This is a genomic window from Ruegeria sp. BI12 (genome assembly GCF_056537985.1).
Genome location: NZ_JBQFSL010000001.1, coordinates 830,795 through 848,163, shown reverse-complemented (window position 1 = coordinate 848,163; position 17,369 = coordinate 830,795). Strand labels below are relative to the sequence as shown.

The window sequence follows — 17,369 nt, the reverse complement described above, 5'->3', positions numbered from 1 at the left end:
ATGCACGTCGTCTTCCGCGAAAGCCACGGGCTCGAGGAAACCGAGACCCCGACCGATCTGGGCCAGAGTCCGGCGGATTTGGTGGTGCTGTCCTTTTCGGACAGCGACCTTGGCGCTTTCGCGGCAGGCTGGCATCGCGGTGGTGGGGCCGAAGGGCGAATGCCGACGATGCGGCTGGCCAACCTGACGGCACTAAAACACCCCTTGTCAGTTGACACCTATGTTGAACAGACGTTGGAGGGTGCGAAGGGCATCCTGATCCGTTTGATCGGCGGCGTGCCGTATTGGTCCTACGGGTTGCAGCAAGTTCTGGCGCTGGCACAATCCAAAGGCATCGCACTGGCTGTGTTGCCTGCTGACGGGCGCGAGGATACGCGGCTGGATGATTACTCCACCCTACCCGTCTCGACTTTGCGGCGGCTTGCACATCTATGTGACACCGGCGGCGAAGTCGCGGCGCAAGCGGCTTTGGCACAAATGGCGCTTGCGGCGGGGCTTTATGCCGGGCCGGTGATGGGCGCAAAGACCTTGCCAGAGTGCGGCGCGTGGTGCCCGGATCGTGGCGTAATCTCGGTCGAAACAGCGTTCACGAGCGACCCAAAGCGTATTCTGGTGACCTTCTATCGTGCTTATCTGACATCGGCGGACACTGCCCCGGTCGCAGCCCTGATCCGCCGATTGCGGGAACGCGGCATCGAAGCAGTAGGCATGTTCGCCCCCTCGCTGAAAGCACCTGCCGCCGCCGATTGGCTGCGTGGGGTCATCGCCTCCCTTGAACCGTCGGCCATTATCAACGCCACTTCCTTCTCGGGCAAAGGCGCATCGGGCACATCGCCGCTGGACGCTGCCGATGTTCCGGTGTTTCAGGTTGCTCTCGCAACGTCCCGCCGCAAAGCCTGGGCCGGGGCGGAACGCGGTCTTTCGCCCGCTGATTTGGCTATGCACGTTGTCCTGCCCGAAGTGGACGGGCGAATTTCTGCAGGCATTGCCTCGTTCAAGGAACCGGGCAAGCGTGACCCGCATCTGGAGTATTCACGTTTTGCCCACCGGGCTGAACCGGAACGGATCGAGGCCATCATCGACCGTGTCGTCGGCTGGCTGAACCTGAACGACAGGCCCAAAGAGGATCAGATCCCTGCGATGGTGCTGTCCACCTATCCCGGCAAGGATTGGCAGATGGCCCATGCGGTAGGCCTTGATGCCTTGGCTTCAGCCGAGGCGATGCTGGCTGACCTGCAGGGCGAAGGGTACGACACTGCGCCTGCCGAGCCGATTTCTGATACGCTGCTAGATGCGCGGATTGCATGGTCGCTTGACGCGTATCTTAACGCGCTGGCGAAACTGCCGGAACAACTGCGCGCAGACCTCGAAACCGTCTGGGGCAAGCCAGAAGACGACCCCGCCTTTGCAGATGGCGCGTTTCACTTTACCGCCCTGTGGCGCGGCAAGGCGCTGGTGGCGCTGCAACCCGAACGCGGCACACCCGAGCTGCGTGATGACGATTACCATGATTTGTCTCGCACCCCGCGCCACAGTTATGTCGCCTTCTATCTGTGGCTGCGAAAAGGCCTTGGGGCAGACGCTCTGATCCACATCGGTGCGCACGGCACTTTGGAATGGCTGCCCGGCAAGTCGGTCGCGCTGTCCAACGAATGCTGGCCCGAGGTTCTGATCGGCGACCTGCCCGTCATCTACCCGTTCATCGTCAACGACCCCGGCGAGGCCGCGCAGGCCAAACGCCGGATCGGGGCGGTCACGTTGGGCCATATCCCACCGCCGATGAAAGAAAGCGGCACGCCGGACCGGATGGTGCGGCTTGAATCGCTGCTGGATGAGTTCTCGAACGCTGACGGCTTGGACCCCAAGCGCCGCGACCGCCTGCAAGAAGATATCCGCGACGAAGCGCAGGCCATCGGGTTGGAGAGCGATCTTGGTCTCGACCAGGCCACCTGTACAGCCGAGGCGATCACCCGCATCGACCGTTTTGTCTGTGATATCAAGGAAAGCCAGTTTGGCGATGGGTTGCATATCTTTGGGCGTGCGCCCAAAGCTGCTGCCAACTTTGACACGACCCCTTCTGCCCACGCCGAACGCGATGCCCTGATCGACGCGCTGGCAGGGAAACGGATTGAGGCTGGCCCGTCCGGGTCCCCCTATCGCGGGCGGTCAGACGTCCTTCCCACCGGGCGAAACCTGTATACAACCGACCCGCGCTCGGTTCCGACCCGCGCGGCCTATACCCAAGGTGTGAAACTGGCCGAAGAACTGGTCCGGCGGCACCTGCAGGAAGAAGGCGACTATCCCAAAGGGCTGATCGTAGACCTATGGGGCTCGGCCACCATGCGTACTGCGGGCGAAGAGTTCGCCATGGCGTTGCACCTGCTGGGCGTGAAACCCGTCTGGGACAAAGGATCCGAGCGCGTGTCGGGCATCGAGGTGCTGCCCATCACCGATCTCAGCCGCCCGCGTTTGGACGTGACGTTGCGCGTGTCGGGCCTGTTCCGGGACGTGTTCCCCACGCTTTCGGCGCTTTATGGTCAGGCAATTCGCGCGTTGTGCGACCGGGACGAGGTACCGGATTGGAACCCTTATGCCGGACACGCTCCGACGGCGCGCGTCTTTGGACCGGCTCCGGGCAGCTATGGCGTGAACATGACGCAGCTGTCCGAAATCTATACAGATGAGGCCCGCGAACAGGCCGGAGAAGCATGGCTTGAGGCCAGCTCATTCGCTTTGGAAGGCGAACATATCACTCAGGACATGGACGGCATTACCCAACGGGTCGCGAACGCGGACAGTTTCGTGCATCTGCAGGACCTGACAGAAACCGACCTGTTGCTGGCGAACGATTACGCCACGCACGAGGCTGGTTTCGCCGCTGCCAAAAAAGTCACCGGTGGCGCGGCGCAGCTTTATCATCTGGACAACACAAATCCGGAAAACCCGCGCGCCCGAACGCTGCCTGAAGAAATCAGCCGCGTCGTGCACGCCCGCGCTGCCAATCCGGGCTGGATCGCGGGCATGCAGAGGCATGGCTTCCGGGGCGCTGCGGAAATCGCGGCGACGCTGGATCACATGGCCTCTTTCGCCCATCTGTCAGGCACGGTCGCGCCGCACCTGTTCGACATCTATCACGACGCCACTTTGGGCGACGCTGAGGTCGACGCGTTTTTGCAAGAGGCCAACCCCCGCGCGCATCAGGCCATGCAGGATCGGTTCCGCGCTTTGTTAGACGCGGGCCTTTGGAACACGCGCCGAAACTCGATCCGGGCGGATCTGGAGGGGCTGGGATGAGCACCCCGGTTGTTCAGGGTTGGTGCCCAGGAGCACATCGGCCGATGATGTCCGGCGACGGCCTGGTCGTTCGGGTGCGACCTCGTTTGGCTCGCTTGAATGCCGCTCAGGCACTTGGTCTGTGCCAGTTGGCCGGGAGATTTGGCAATGGCACGATTGACCTGACCAATCGGGCCAATCTGCAACTACGCGGGGTCAAGGAAAAAGATCACAGGGCTCTGCTTTCCGAACTGGCCGAGCTGGAACTTTTAGATGCCGAGCCCGGTATTGAAGTTCGTCGTAATATCCTTGTGTCACCCCTGTATCGATCAGGCGACAGAACCGCCCGACTGACTAGCGAACTGATCGACCGTTTGGGAGAGCTGCCAAACCTGCCTGCGAAATTTGGTTTTGCCATCGACACCGGCCCCGAACGCCTGCTGGCGGCGGATTCGGCCGATATCAGGATTGAGACAGGTACCGAAGGTCTCATCCTGCGCGCCGATGGGGCCAAGACCGGCCGCCGAGTTGCGGAAGCCGATGCGATTGATCAACTGATCGCCCTGGCAGGGTGGTTTGCCGAGCGTTTCACCCCGGAAACACGCCGCATGGCACGAATGATCGCAACGCAGGATTTGCCCAAGAATTGGCAAGGCAGCACGCCGGGCGACATCGGCTCGCCGCTGCAACCGGGAACCCACGATCTCGGCGAAATTTACGGCGCTGCGTTCGGGCAATTGCGTGCGCAACAGCTCTCTGGTCTCATTGCGGACAGTGGGGCCTCTGCCTTGCGGGTCACCCCATGGCGGTTGATCCTGCTGGAAGGCGGGGCGGCGATCCCCACACCGGACTTTGTTACAGATGCTGCCGACCCGCTATTGACAACCGACGCCTGCCCCGGCGCGCCATTTTGCCCACAGGCGCAAGTGGAAACCCGCGATATCGCGCGCGCACTGGCGGCCCGGGTTGCAAGCAGTCTGCATGTATCCGGCTGCGCCAAGGGCTGTGCCCGTATGGGCCCCGCAAATGTCACTCTGATCGGCAATGACGGACGATTTGATCTTGTCAAAAACGGCCGTGCAGGGGATGAGCCGTCACAACGCGGGCTAACACTCGAAACACTCATGACTATGGACCTCACCTGATGCCCTATGAATACGAAACCGATGGCGCGGCGATCTATAAGCAGAGCTTTGCCACGATACGGTCCGAGGCCGATCTGGCACGCTTTGATGCCGATGAAGAACAGGTCGCGGTTCGCATGATCCACGCCGCCGGAATGGTCGGTCTGGAAAAATTCGTGCATTTTTCGCCCGGTTTCGTGCCAGCCGCACGGACAGCACTAGAGAACGGCGCGCCGATCCTGTGCGACGCGCGAATGGTCAGCGAAGGTGTGACCCGGTTCCGCCTGCCAGCGGATAATGAGGTCATTTGCACTTTGCACGACGAACGTGTGCGCCCGCTGGCGGCTGAGATGAGCAATACCCGCTCTGCCGCCGCGCTGGAGCTGTGGCGTCCGCATCTTGAGGGCGCTTTGGTTGCTATCGGGAATGCGCCCACCGCTCTGTTCCACTTGCTGAACATGCTGGAAGACCCCGACTGCCCCCGCCCGGCCGCCATCATCGGGTGCCCGGTGGGCTTTGTCGGAGCAGTCGAATCCAAGGATGCCTTGTGGGAGGCGCAACCGGTGCCGTCATGCATTGTCAAAGGCCGCCTGGGCGGCAGCGCCATCACAGTAGCAGCCATCAACGCCATCGCGAGCCGCGCGGAATGAGCGCGGGTAAAATATATGGCGTGGGCCTTGGCCCCGGCGACCCGGACCTGATGAGCGTGCGGGCCGATCGCTTGCTGCGCAATGCCCGGCACGTGGCGTTTTTCCGCAAACCCGGTCGCAGCGGACAGGCACGCAAGATCGTCAATGGTATGATCCCGGACAGCGCTGTCGAATTTCCGATGGAATACCCTGTCACCACGGAAATTCCACTGGATGATCCGCGCTATAACGAATTGCTGTCGGCCTTTTACAAGAACTGTGCGGCTCATTTGAAGGCGCTGTCGGATCAGGGTGAAGATGTGGTGGTTCTGTGTGAAGGCGATCCGTTCTTTTACGGCTCTTTCATGCACCTTTACAGCCGCTTACGAGACAAAGCAGAAGTGGAAGTGGTGCCCGCGATCACTGGCATGTCCGGAGCGTGGACAGCAACAGGTGACCCGATCACTTGGGGCGACGACGTGCTGACGGTCCTAGTTGGCACCTTGCCCGAAGAGGATCTGGCACATCGCATGGCTCAGACTGACGCTTTGGTCGTGATGAAAATCGGGCGCAATATCGACAAGGTGAAACGCGCGCTGAAAACCGCAGGTCTGTATAACCGGGCATGGATCGTCGAATTCGCCCAGATGCCAAACCAAACGGTGACGAAACTGTCTGAGGCGTGTGAGAAGGTTACCCCTTATTTCTCGATCATTATCGTGCATGGTCAAGGGCGACGGCCATGAGTGGTTGGGTCAAGATCGCGGGTCTTGGGCCTGGCAACGAAGACCTGGTCACGCCAGAAGTTTCAGCTGCATTGGCTGAGGCCACGGACATCGTGGGTTATATCCCTTACGTCGCGCGAGTGACCGAACGCCCCGGCCTGACGTTGCATGCCAGCGACAACCGAGTCGAGATCGACCGATCCCAACACGCTTTACAGATGGCGGCTGAGGGTAAACGCGTGGTCGTCGTATCTTCGGGTGACCCCGGGGTCTTCGCAATGGCAGCGGCTGTTTTCGAAGCGCTGGAGAATGGGCCAGAAGAATGGCGCGACATCCCCATCGATGTCCTGCCGGGTATCACCGCGATGCTGGCGGCGTCGGCCCGTGCCGGAGCACCTCTGGGTCATGATTTCTGCGCGATCAACCTCAGCGATAATCTGAAACCTTGGTCCCTGATTGAAAAGCGTCTTCGCTTGGCGGCGCAGGGTGATTTTGCGATGGCATTCTACAACCCACGCTCGAAGTCCCGCCCGGAAGGCTTTGTAAAAACTTTGGAAATCCTGCGCGGCGAATGCGAGCCCGAGCGCCTGATCCTGTTCGCACGCGCCGTATCACGCGCGGATGAGGCAATCCGGATTTCGACACTGGCCGATGCCACACCCGACATGGCGGACATGCAGACCGTGGTCATCGTCGGGTCATCCCTGACACGCGTTATCGAACGCAAAAATGCGCCGATTGTTTATACGCCAAGGTTCACACCTGAATGAGCCACCCAGTCCAGAACCTGCGCCACGTTCGACAGTTCGGTCCTTTGCGGAAGGGTCGGGCGATCGATCATAAGCACCGGCACGCCCAGCGCCCGCGCGGCGTCAAGCTTGGCGCGCGCGCCGGTTCCGCCCGAGTTCTTGGACACTACCAGTTCGATGCCGTGGCTCTGCAACAGCGCCCGGTCCTCTGCTTCGGTAAACGGCCCGCGCGAAACGATCACATCGCAATCGGGCAGCGGCAGCGTATCAGGTTCATCCACCAGCCTCAGCAGAAAGTGGTGCTGGGGTTGGGCCCCGAAATCCTCAAGATGCAGGCGGCCAACCGCCAGAAAAACGCGCCGTTTTGGGCCGTCCAAGGCGGCAACCGCTGCGTTAATGTCGGGAACATGCTGCCAGCGATCGCTGTCCTGCGCACACCACGACGGGCGCGTCAAAGCCGCCAGCGGCACCGCGGCTTCGCGGCAGGCGGCAATAGCGTTCGTACTCATCTGCGCGGCAAAGGGATGTGTTGCATCGACCACATGCGTGATCGCGTGGTCCCGCAAGTAACCGACCAGACCCTCAACGCCGCCGAACCCTCCAACACGTACCGGCAGGGGTTGGGGCCTTGGATTGTCCACGCGTCCAGCATAGGAATAGGTCGCCGGGATGCCCTGTTGAGCCAGAGTTTTGGCCAACGCGTTGGCCTCGGTCGTGCCGCCAAGGATCAGGAGGTTGGTCATGCATGAAGCTCCGTGGCTAAGCGTTCTGGGCTTGGGCGAAGATGGACTGGATGGCCTGTCACCCGCAAGTCGTCAAGTGCTGGAGCGTGCGGAAATCATCATGGGCCCGCCCCGCCATCTGTCTCTGATCCCCAACACGGGCGCGCAGCAGGTCGAATGGCCCGTACCTTTTTCCGACGGGCTGCCAATACTGACCGGGTTCCGGGGGCGACCGACGGTTGTTCTGGCCTCGGGTGATCCGTTCTGGTTCGGTGCGGGTTCGGTGATCGCGCGCAATTTCGATGCTTGGGAATGGACGGCCCAACCGGGTCAGTCCACCTTTTCGCTGGCAGCTGCGCGTTTGGGCTGGCCCTTGGAAAACACCCAGACGTTCGGCCTGCACGCCGCTCCGCTGACAAGGCTGCGCCCGCATCTGTCACCGGGATTGCGCGCCATCTTGCTGCTGCGCAACGGCGCTGCCGTGGCCGAGCTTGCGACATATCTAAACGAGACGGGGTTTGCTGACACGCAACTACACGTGATGGAGGCGCTTGGCGGTCCCCGCGAGCGGTCGCGCAGCGTATCGCTGACCGAAGCCCTGCTGGGCGGGTTTGACCATCCGGTTTGCGTTGGGCTTGAGGTTGCGGGCAAAGGTCAGGCACTCCCCAAAGCTTCAGGCAAACCTGACGAGATTTTTGAAAACGACGGCCAGATCACAAAGCGCCCCGTGCGAGCCCTGACCCTGTCGGCCTTAGCCCCCAAACGCGGCGAGCATCTGTGGGATATCGGCGGCGGCACTGGCTCGATCAGTATCGAGTGGCTGATGTGCGACCCAACCCTGACTGCAACCACGATCGAACCCCGTGAAGATCGCGCGGACCGCATTCGCCGCAATGCAGACGCGCTGGGGCAAGACAGGTTGCAAGTCGTGCATGGCACGGCGCCAGAGGTTCTGGACGGCCTTGGATTGCCGGATGTGGTTTTCATCGGTGGTGGTTTGAGCACCGAGTTGCTGACTTGGTTACACACCGCCCTGCCCGCCGGCACCCGGTTGGTCGCCAATGCTGTGACGCTGGAAAGTGAAGCACTGCTGGCCCAGTGGCATGGAAAATTGGGTGGAGAGCTTTTGCGCATCGAGCTGGCCCAGGCCTCGGCGCTTGGCCCAAGGCGTGGCTGGAAATCGGCCTACCCGGTGGTGCAATGGAGCGTGTCGCTATGATCGTCGCGGGTCTTGGCTTCTCATCGGCGGCGACCGTGGACAGTCTGCGCGCAGCCTTTGAACGGGCCCGCTCAGGCCAGAGCGTGGACGCTCTTGCCACTGTGGCCGACAAAGAAGGCCATGCCGCGCTGGTTGAATTCGCATCAGTCACCTCCCTGCCTATCCAATTCATTGCACCCGCCGATCTGGCGGGACAGCGCACTCTCACCTGCTCGAACCGCAGCCGTGCCACATATGGCACCGGCAGCGTGGCCGAAGCATCCGCCCTTGCCGCCGCCGGATCAGGTGCGCGACTGACCTCACCCAGACACATCTCGGACGACCGGCTAGCCACTTGCGCCGTCGCCATCGGAGGACAAACATGACCGTTCATTTTATCGGTGCCGGGCCCGGCGCTGCCGACCTTCTGACCCTGCGAGGCCGTGATATCATCGCATCCTGTCCGGTGTGCCTGTACGCAGGATCTCTGGTGCCCGAGGAAATCCTTGGCCATTGTCCCGAGGGCGCAAAAATCATCAACACCGCGCCGATGGATCTGGACCAGATCATGGTCGAAATCGAGACCGCACATAAGGCAGGTCAGGACGTCGCTCGGCTGCATTCCGGAGACCTGTCCGTCTGGTCGGCTATGGGCGAACAGATCCGGCGGCTGAAAGAAATGGGCATTCCCGTCAGTGTCACACCGGGCGTGCCGTCCTTTGCGGCCGCCGCGGCCTCGTTGGGAACGGAACTAACCCTGCCCGGACTTGCACAGTCTGTTGTTTTGACCCGGACACCCGGCCGTGCATCCTCGATGCCTGAAGGCGAAACGCTTGAGAACTTTGCCCGCACTGGTGCAACTTTGGCCATTCACTTGTCGATCGGAAATATGGACAAGGTGATCGCGGATCTGACCCCGGCCTATGGCGCTGATTGCCCGGTGGCTGTGGTGTACCGCGCCAGCTGGCCGGATGAACGGATCATTCGCGCCACATTGGCGACCCTGAAAGGCGCGCTGGACGAGAGTATTTCTCGGACCGCTCTGATCATGGTCGGCCCTGCCCTTGCGGGCGAAGGGTTTGACGAAAGCTGCCTGTATTCAAAAGACTACGACCGCCGGTATCGCCCACAAAGCGCGGACAGCCCGTGGTCAAGCTGGAGTCATGGCGATGACTAACCCGCCGGGACTGCTTATTTCCGCGCCATCGTCCGGGACGGGAAAAACCACCGTCATGCTGGGTCTCCTGCGTGCACTGGCCGAGGATTGCCTGACCGTACAGCCATTCAAGAGTGGCCCGGACTATATCGACCCGGCCTTTCACCGTGCCGCAGCCGGACGCGCCTCGTTCAATCTGGACAGTTGGGCGATGGCCGATCCCCTGCTGAGCGCAATTTCCGCGCAGGCTGAGGGAGCGGATATAGTCGTGGCCGAAGGATCGATGGGCCTGTTTGACGGTGTCGCCAAGCCCGGCGAAATCGGTCATGGGTCCAGCGCCGAAACCGCACTAAGAATGGGTTGGCCTGTTGTTTTGGTTCTGGATGTGGGCGGTCAGGCGCAATCGGCAGCAGCAACTGCATTGGGGTTTCGGATGTACAATCCTGACCTGCCCTTCGCCGGCGTGATCCTGAACCGCTGTGCCAGCCCGCGCCATGAACGCCTGACCCGATTGGGCATGGAGCGAGCAGGATTGCCGGTTCTGGGCGTGTTGCCCCGGCGCGGAGACCTGACCCTGCCCGAGCGGCATCTTGGTCTGATCCAAGCGGTCGAGCACCCAGATCTGGAAAGCGCGATTGCCGGGTATGCCGCGTTCCTTCGCGAACACGTGGACCTCGAGGCGATCAAGGCTGCGGCTTCCTCAGGCCCGAATGAGCCATCGTCAGCCGCGCTGCCGCGGCCCCCGGCTCAGCGGATCGCGCTGGCACGGGATGCCGCGTTTTCATTCACCTATCCGCATTTGCTTGAAGGTTGGCATGCAGCCGGGGCGGAAGTCCTGCCGTTTTCACCGCTGGCCGACGAAGCGCCCGCTTCGGATGCCGATCTGGTCTGGCTGCCTGGCGGTTATCCTGAACTGCATGCGGGCACTCTGGCCGCTGCCGACACATTCCTGAACGGACTGCGCAAACATGCCGAGACAAAACCCGTTCATGGTGAGTGCGGAGGGTATATGGCCTTGGGAGATGCGCTGGTCGACAAGGAAGGGGTCCGGCATCAGATGGCGGGTCTACTGGGACTTGTGACGTCCTATGAGAAGCGCAAGTTCAATCTTGGGTATCGCAAGGCGCAGTTGTTGGCCCCTATGCCGGGATTTGCTGCCAATGCGACATTGCGAGGCCATGAGTTCCACTATTCCTCGATCCTGGAACAGCCCGACGCGTCTCTGGCCCGGGTGTTCGATGCCGAAGGGGTCGAGGGGCCGCAGACCGGGTCGGTTCGTGGCAACGTGACCGGAACATTCTTTCATCTGATCGCAGAGGCGCAGGAATGACCGGTTTCGTTTCGTTCATTGGCTCGGGCCCCGGAGACCCGGAGTTGTTAACGCTTAAGGCCGTTGACCGGTTGCAAAAGGCGGACGCGGTGCTGTTTGACGACCTCAGCAGTGGTCCGATCCTAGGCCATGCGCATCAGGACGCAGATCTTGTTGGGGTTGGCAAACGGGCCGGGCGACCATCACCAAAACAGGACCACGTCAGCCGCCTGTTGGTAGATTACGCAAAAACAGGCGCGCGCGTGGTGCGACTGAAATCCGGTGATGGCGGATTGTTTGGGCGTCTGGAAGAAGAACTGGTCGCGCTGCGCGAGGCCGGGATCGAATACGAGATCATTCCGGGTATCCCATCTGCGGTCGCGGCTGCGGCAGCAGCTGGCATTCCGCTGACGCGGCGCCTCACAGCGCGTCGCGTACAATTTGTCACCGGCCATGACGTCAGCGGCAAACTGCCCGAAGACCTCAACCTTGCCGCCCTTGCCGATCCAGATGCCACCACGGTTGTGTTCATGGGCAAGCGCACATTTCCTTTGCTGGTGAAGACATTGAACGAACATGGCTTGCCACTGGAAACACCAGCGCTGATGGCCGAATCCGTTTCGACCCCGGATCAGACCCTGCACCGCTCCACAGTTGGTGGGTTGGCGGACAAGCTGGGTGCTGAAATCGGTACGGCCCCCGCACTGATCCTTTATGGCCCGCTTGCAGAGACCAACGATGTTTGATCTGACATTGATCGGTATTGGCACCGGCAACCCGGATCACCTGACGTTTCAGGGCGCACAGGCCATTCGCGACACGGACCTGATCCTGATCCCACGCAAGGGCGAGAACAAGGCCGATCTGGCCGGGTTGCGGGAAGAGATTATTGCTCAGGTAACCGACACGCCGCCAAAAATCGCGTACTTTGATATCCCTAAGCGACGTGCCGATGATGGGTACCTGCGTGGCGTGGATGAGTGGCATGATGCAATCGCGTTACGATGGCAGGCGGCAATCTCGGCTCATTCTGATGCACAGCGGGTTTCTCTTCTGATCTGGGGCGACCCTTCGCTTTACGACAGCTCGCTACGCATCGCCTCCCGGCTGACTCCCAAACCACACACGCGTGTGATCCCCGGCATCACTGCGCTGCAGGCACTGACAGCGGCGCATGCAATACCGATCAACGATCTGGGCGCGCCCTACGTGGTGACAACTGGCAGGCGTATTCGCGATGAAGGCTGGCCGCTAAATGCCTCAAAAGTGGCTGTTATGCTGGATGGCGATTGCTCGTTTCAAAGCCTTGAGATGGCCGACTACGATATCTGGTGGGGCGCCTATGTGGGGATGAAGGAGGAAATTCTGATCCAAGGTCCGTTGGCCGATACGGCCCCGCACATCGTCGAAACGCGCGCGAAAGCGCGGGCAGATCATGGATGGATCATGGATATCTATCTGCTGAAAAGGCGTGCGGACTGATCTGAAGACATCCTCCTTAGCAGGTGCCCACGGGATTGTGACTGCGCGAAACATGGTATTCTGGCATCAAACCAACACCCCAGAACCAAGAGGACAGCGCAATGAAGGCTTTTTCGATCATACTGTGTTTGCTGGCCTTACCCGCCTTGGCGCAGGAACCGCAACCGGGCTGGGTCGTTCATCCGACTGGCAAAAGTTATGATGCGCTGGTCGCGGATACAAAGGCCGCAGTAAAAGGAAATGGCCTGATCGTCGTGACACAAGCCGGGCCAACCAAAGCGGCGGCGGCCCGGGGGATCACCATTCCAGGTAATCTGGTGATTGGTGCCTTCAACAATGACTACGCCGTTCGGGTTCTGGAAACGTCGGTCAACGCTATGATCGAAGCGCCCATCCGATTCTACGTGACCGAAAACGCGGACGGCACAGCGACTTTGTCCTACAAGACCCCCAGCCATGTCTTTGCCCCCTACGTCCACCAAGGCGGTGAGCCACTGCAAGAAATTGCAATTGAATTGGACGAAAAGTTTCAAGCAGTGGCAGAATCCGCAGTCAAATAGTCACACTGCCGTGAAGCTGCTTGCGTCCGGACGCGTCCTCCGCAATCTGCAATGACGTAATATTTCGGAGCATGACTAATGCAGGACCTCTCGCCCCGCGCCGCGGATCTTTTGGCCCAAAGACTATTCGAGGCCGGATGCCGCCATGCCTTTGGTATGCCCGGCGGAGAGGTTCTGACGTTGGTAGACGCGTTGGAACAGGCGGGGATTACCTTTCACCTAACCAAACACGAAAACGCCGCAGGATTCATGGCCGAGGCTGTGCATCACCGCGACGGTGCGCCTGCCATTCTGGTTGCGACGCTTGGCCCCGGTGCGATGAACGGGATCAACGTAGTCGCAAACGCCCTGCAGGACAGGGTGCCCATGATCGTGCTGACCGGCTGTGTCGATGCGGATGAAGCGCTGACTTATACCCATCAGGTTATGGATCACGCACAGGTCTATCGCTCGATCACCAAAGGAACCTTTAAACTGACAGCACAGGGCGCGGATGTCGTGGCAGACAAGGCCGTATCACTGGCTAACCAGCCGCGCCCCGGACCTGTGCATATCGACGTTCCGATCTCGGTTGCAGATACACGCGTATCCGGTGTCAAAACGCGACGACTGGTCAAGGCCGCCGCTGTCGCGCCCGAGGGCAATTGCCTTGAAAAGGCGCGCCGTTGGGTGGCTGACGCGGAACGTCCCATTGCGATTGTGGGGCTGGACGTACTGTATGACGGATCGCGCAATGTCGTACAGGCGTTTCTGGAACATTTCGGCATCCCCTTCGTCACCACCTACAAAGCCAAGGGTGTTGTCCCCGAAGATCACCCCCTGTGCCTTGGCGGGGCTGGCTTGTCACCACTGGCCGACAAGCACCTGCTGCCGCTGGTTGAACAGGCCGATCTGGTGTTGTGCCTTGGCTACGACCCGATCGAGATGCGCCCCGGCTGGCGCGAGGTTTGGGACCCCGAGGAAAAGCGCGTTATCGACATCTCGGCGGTGGTGAATGATCACTACATGCATCAGGCCAGCCTGAATATGGTTGCCGACACCGGTGCCACGCTGGAGGCCATCGCCAAGGGCAACGCTGCCCGCGACACATGGCCGGGCGGCGAACCTGCGCGGGCCAAAACTGCGCTGGCTCTGGCATTTCCAACCGACGAGGCGTGGGGGCCCGCCGCCATTATCGCCGAAACCCGCGCAACCCTGCCGGCCGAAACTCTGGCCACGGCCGACAGTGGCGCGCATCGTATTTTGCTGAGTCAGATGTGGACATGTTCCGAGGAACGCGGGCTGATCCAGTCCTCGGCATTGTGCACAATGGGGTGCGCCGTTCCCATGGCAATTGGCCTTAAACTGGTTGAACCAGAGCGTCCGGTTATCAGTTTCTCTGGCGATGCAGGGTTCCTGATGGTCGCCGGAGAGTTGTCGACGGCCGCTGAAATGGGTGGAAACCCGATCTTTTTGGTCTTTGTCGATGCCAGCCTGGCGCTGATCGAGCTGAAACAAAGGCAACGCCAGATGGGCAACATGGGCGTGGATTTTGATCGGCACGATTTTGCTGCCATGGGCCGGGCCTTTGGCGGCAACGGCCACACTGTTCGCAACCGCGACGAGCTACGCGCAGCCCTGAATGATGCAATGAAGGCCGACACTTTCACGGTGATTGCCGCCGAGATTGATCGTGGAGGTTATGATGGTCGGATCTGAAGGACCTCTGAAGGGGGTCAAAATCCTGGACCTCAGCCGCATTCTGGCCGGACCAACCTGCACACAGTTGCTGGGCGACTTAGGCGCCAGCGTCATAAAGATCGAAAACCCTGCAACCGGCGGGGATGACACAAGGCAATGGGGCCCCCCTTATGTCGAGAACGCTGACGGAAACAGGTCCGATCTGAGCGCTTATTTCATGGCCGCCAACCGCAACAAGAAATCCGTGGCTATCGATATTGCCACGCCCGAGGGACAGGCTGAAATCAAACGGTTGGCCTCGCATGCGGACATTTTTATCGAGAACTTCAAACCCGGTGGGTTAGCGAAATACGGTCTGGATTACGCAAGCATCTCCCAGGAATTTCCCAGCCTCGTTTACTGCTCGATCTCAGGCTACGGGCAGACCGGTCCTAATGCATCCAAGCCGGGCTATGATCTGATGGCCCAAGGGTATGGCGGGGTCATGTCTCTGACCGGTGACCCAGATGGCGCACCAATGAAGGTGGGCGTGGGAATCGCCGATGTGATGTGCGGAATGTACGCAAGTGTCGGCATTCTGGCCGCCCTGCGCCACCGTGACCAAACTGGCGAAGGCCAGCAGATTGATCTGGCGCTGGTGGATGCGCAGATTGCATGGCTGATCAACGAAGGGGTGAACTACCTGACCTCGGGAAACGTGCCACAAAGGCGCGGCAACGGACACCCGAATATCGTACCCTACGACGTCTATGAAACCGCCGATGGCCACGTCATTCTGGCCGTTGGCAATGACAACCAATTCAGCCGCTTTTGCGACTTTATCGGCCACCCCGAGCTTGCCACTGACCCGCGATTCGCCACCAACCCCGCCCGGCTGGAACACCGGGACGCGTTGAATGCAGTCCTGCGTCCGGCGGTAAAAACCCGCGACACACAGACCGTCATCTCCGAACTCGAAGCCTGCAAGGTTCCGGTTGGACCGGTCCAGACATTGGACCAGGTTTTCGCAACTGATCAGGTCGAAGCCCGCCAGATGCAGATCACGATGGAAGCCGCACCGGGTGACGTTCAACTGATCGGGAATCCGCTGAAACTGTCGCGCACGCCTGTAACATATCGGGCTGCCCCGCCCGTCTGCGGGGCAGATACACAGGCCGTTTTGAGCGCTGAAAACCCCTTTGACGATTGAAACACTCTGCCCATTTCGGCGGCATGTTGCTGAAACATGCCGTTGAATCGGCGGTTTTTTTCAATTTTTGCCCACACGGCATTTCACCAATTCGAGAGCAGGGCCGATACTGATACGACCCACCCAGAGTCTCTGCTACATCAAGTGATGTAGATATTCTCGATTGGATCGGAACATGAACATGAAGCAAGACGTTTTCGGACAGATGAACACCCTGAGCCACCCGGCAAGTGCCGAGGCGTGGGATGGTGTTCTGCTTGGGTTCATGGCCCATGCCGCCGTTACGCCGCAGCATCTTGGCAAAGTTCTTGAGCTTGAGCCCGATTTTGCCCTGGGTCACGCGATCAAAGGTTTGTTCATGGTCCTGCTGGGGCGTCGCGAGATGATGCCGGTCGCCGTCGAAGCATTGGCCGCCGCCAACAGCGCCATGGAACGTCAGCCGGTCTCGGCCCGCGAACGGCTCTATGTCGAAGCGCTGGGTCTGTATTTGGCAGACCTGCCCACGCAAGCCATCCAAAAGTTCGAAGAGATTCTGCGCTCGCACCCACAAGACTCGCTGGCCATGAAGCTTAGCCACGCGACGAGATTTGTACTTGGCGACTCGGAAGGGATGCGCCGGTCGATCGAACGCGTTCTGCCCGCTTACGAACCTGATCATGCCGGCCGCGGTTACCTGCTGGGTTGTCATTCCTTTGCATTGGAAGAGACAGGTGCCTACGAAAAGGCCGAGATCGCAGGTCGGCAGGCACTGTGGATGGTATCGGACGATGCCTGGGGTCTGCACGCTGTTGCACACGTGCACGAGATGACAGGTAACGCGCAGCTGGGCCTTGATTGGCTCGCAGGTCGGGAAGCGGCCTGGACCCATTGCAACAACTTCCGCTATCACGTCTGGTGGCACAAGGCGCTGATGCATCTGGATCTGGGTCAGGTCGATCAGGTGATGGAACTGTATGACAATTACATCCGCCAGGACAAAACCGACGACTATCGCGATATTTCAAACGCCACGTCCCTGCTGTCGCGGCTTGAGCTTGAGGGTGTCAATGTCGGCAACCGCTGGGAAGAACTGGCTGATCTCAGCGCGGCCCGGACCGAAGATGGCTGCCTGATTTTTGCCGATCTTCACTATCTTCTGGCGCTGACCGGCGACAACCGCCCAGAGGCGACCGGTAAGATGCTGCAACGTATTCAAAAGGATGCCCAGCGCAATCAGGGGGACACCCCGATCCGCATGTCCGATCCGGGCATTGCGGCAGCCAAAGGGCTTGAGGCCTTTGGCGAAGGCCTTTACGGCGACGCCTTCGACTTTTTGTCGAACGCCCGAGCAGGGATGCAATTGGCAGGTGGAAGCCACGCCCAACGTGATGTATTCGAGCGCATCACAATTGATTCCGGCCTGCGTGCCGGCCGTCTGGATGCTGTCGAGCGCATCCTGGATGACCGTCGCGCCAAAAGAGCCGGGGGCGAAGACAATTACGCTCTCGCTCGCCGCGCATTGATCGACGCGGCGCGCGACAACGGAGACGCACAAAGCGTCCCGGCTGAATAACAAAACCAAAGACCAAGAAGG

General features: G+C 60.4%; 16 protein-coding genes. 15 read left to right on the top strand and 1 reads right to left on the bottom strand.

Going from position 1 to position 17,369, the window contains the following annotated elements:
* Genes cobN through cobJ form a run of 5 tightly spaced genes read left to right on the top strand, consistent with a single transcriptional unit; the run spans nucleotide 1 to nucleotide 6,521 of the window.
* Entirely contained in the window at nucleotides 1-3,294 is a 3,294-nt protein-coding gene (gene cobN, locus ACR0AK_RS04400) for a cobaltochelatase subunit CobN (protein ID WP_480792497.1), read from the top strand.
* Nucleotides 3,291-4,418, top strand: a complete 1,128-nt coding sequence (cobG, locus tag ACR0AK_RS04395; RefSeq protein ID WP_480792496.1) for a precorrin-3B synthase — start codon at nucleotides 3,291-3,293, stop codon at nucleotides 4,416-4,418. The genes cobN and cobG overlap by 4 nt, the downstream gene beginning before the upstream one ends.
* Entirely contained in the window at nucleotides 4,418-5,047 is a 630-nt protein-coding gene (locus tag ACR0AK_RS04390; protein WP_480792495.1) for a precorrin-8X methylmutase, read from the top strand. Before cobG ends, ACR0AK_RS04390 begins: the two co-directional genes overlap by 1 nt.
* Nucleotides 5,044-5,772, top strand: coding sequence for a precorrin-2 C(20)-methyltransferase (locus ACR0AK_RS04385; RefSeq protein ID WP_480792494.1), 729 nt, complete (start codon nucleotides 5,044-5,046; stop codon nucleotides 5,770-5,772). Before ACR0AK_RS04390 ends, ACR0AK_RS04385 begins: the two co-directional genes overlap by 4 nt.
* On the top strand, nucleotides 5,769-6,521 hold the full coding sequence (cobJ, locus tag ACR0AK_RS04380) for a precorrin-3B C(17)-methyltransferase (RefSeq protein WP_480792493.1): 753 nt from the start codon (nucleotides 5,769-5,771) through the stop codon (nucleotides 6,519-6,521). Before ACR0AK_RS04385 ends, cobJ begins: the two co-directional genes overlap by 4 nt.
* On the opposite strand, the gene ACR0AK_RS04375 is transcribed toward cobJ, so the two are convergent.
* Nucleotides 6,494-7,243: a cobalt-precorrin-6A reductase gene (locus ACR0AK_RS04375; RefSeq protein WP_480792492.1), complete on the bottom strand. Its 750-nt coding sequence runs from the start codon at nucleotides 7,241-7,243 to the stop codon at nucleotides 6,494-6,496. The genes cobJ and ACR0AK_RS04375 overlap by 28 nt on opposite strands.
* On the opposite strand from ACR0AK_RS04375, the gene cbiE reads away from it, so the two are divergent.
* The 10 genes from cbiE (at nucleotide 7,242) to ACR0AK_RS04325 (ending at nucleotide 17,348) form a co-directional block, all read left to right on the top strand.
* Nucleotides 7,242-8,441 carry a precorrin-6y C5,15-methyltransferase (decarboxylating) subunit CbiE gene (gene cbiE / locus ACR0AK_RS04370; protein WP_480792491.1) on the top strand — a complete coding sequence of 400 codons (1,200 nt, stop codon included), beginning with the start codon at nucleotides 7,242-7,244 and terminating at the stop codon, nucleotides 8,439-8,441. The genes ACR0AK_RS04375 and cbiE overlap by 2 nt on opposite strands.
* Nucleotides 8,438-8,806: a cobalamin biosynthesis protein gene (locus ACR0AK_RS04365; RefSeq protein ID WP_480793632.1), complete on the top strand. Its 369-nt coding sequence runs from the start codon at nucleotides 8,438-8,440 to the stop codon at nucleotides 8,804-8,806. The genes cbiE and ACR0AK_RS04365 overlap by 4 nt, the downstream gene beginning before the upstream one ends.
* A complete protein-coding gene (gene cobM / locus ACR0AK_RS04360) occupies nucleotides 8,803-9,597 on the top strand; it encodes a precorrin-4 C(11)-methyltransferase (RefSeq protein WP_480792490.1) in 795 nt (264 codons plus the stop codon). The genes ACR0AK_RS04365 and cobM overlap by 4 nt, the downstream gene beginning before the upstream one ends.
* A complete protein-coding gene (locus ACR0AK_RS04355) occupies nucleotides 9,584-10,906 on the top strand; it encodes a cobyrinic acid a,c-diamide synthase CobB (RefSeq protein ID WP_480792489.1) in 1,323 nt (440 codons plus the stop codon). Before cobM ends, ACR0AK_RS04355 begins: the two co-directional genes overlap by 14 nt.
* Nucleotides 10,903-11,631: a uroporphyrinogen-III C-methyltransferase gene (cobA, locus tag ACR0AK_RS04350; RefSeq protein WP_480792488.1), complete on the top strand. Its 729-nt coding sequence runs from the start codon at nucleotides 10,903-10,905 to the stop codon at nucleotides 11,629-11,631. Before ACR0AK_RS04355 ends, cobA begins: the two co-directional genes overlap by 4 nt.
* Complete coding sequence (gene cobF / locus ACR0AK_RS04345; protein WP_480792487.1) at nucleotides 11,624-12,367, top strand: precorrin-6A synthase (deacetylating); 744 nt, start codon at nucleotides 11,624-11,626, stop codon at nucleotides 12,365-12,367. The genes cobA and cobF overlap by 8 nt, the downstream gene beginning before the upstream one ends.
* Before the next feature lie 101 nt (nucleotides 12,368-12,468).
* Nucleotides 12,469-12,927 (top strand): DUF302 domain-containing protein, encoded by a 459-nt coding sequence (locus tag ACR0AK_RS04340; protein WP_480792486.1) that lies wholly within the window; start codon nucleotides 12,469-12,471, stop codon nucleotides 12,925-12,927.
* A gap of 78 nt (nucleotides 12,928-13,005) precedes the next feature.
* On the top strand, nucleotides 13,006-14,625 hold the full coding sequence (locus ACR0AK_RS04335; RefSeq protein WP_170560873.1) for a thiamine pyrophosphate-binding protein: 1,620 nt from the start codon (nucleotides 13,006-13,008) through the stop codon (nucleotides 14,623-14,625).
* Nucleotides 14,612-15,796, top strand: a complete 1,185-nt coding sequence (locus tag ACR0AK_RS04330; protein WP_480792485.1) for a CaiB/BaiF CoA transferase family protein — start codon at nucleotides 14,612-14,614, stop codon at nucleotides 15,794-15,796. The genes ACR0AK_RS04335 and ACR0AK_RS04330 overlap by 14 nt, the downstream gene beginning before the upstream one ends.
* 181 nt (nucleotides 15,797-15,977) lie before the next feature.
* A complete protein-coding gene (locus ACR0AK_RS04325) occupies nucleotides 15,978-17,348 on the top strand; it encodes a tetratricopeptide repeat protein (protein WP_170560875.1) in 1,371 nt (456 codons plus the stop codon).
* The last annotated feature ends 21 nt before the right edge of the window (nucleotides 17,349-17,369 follow it).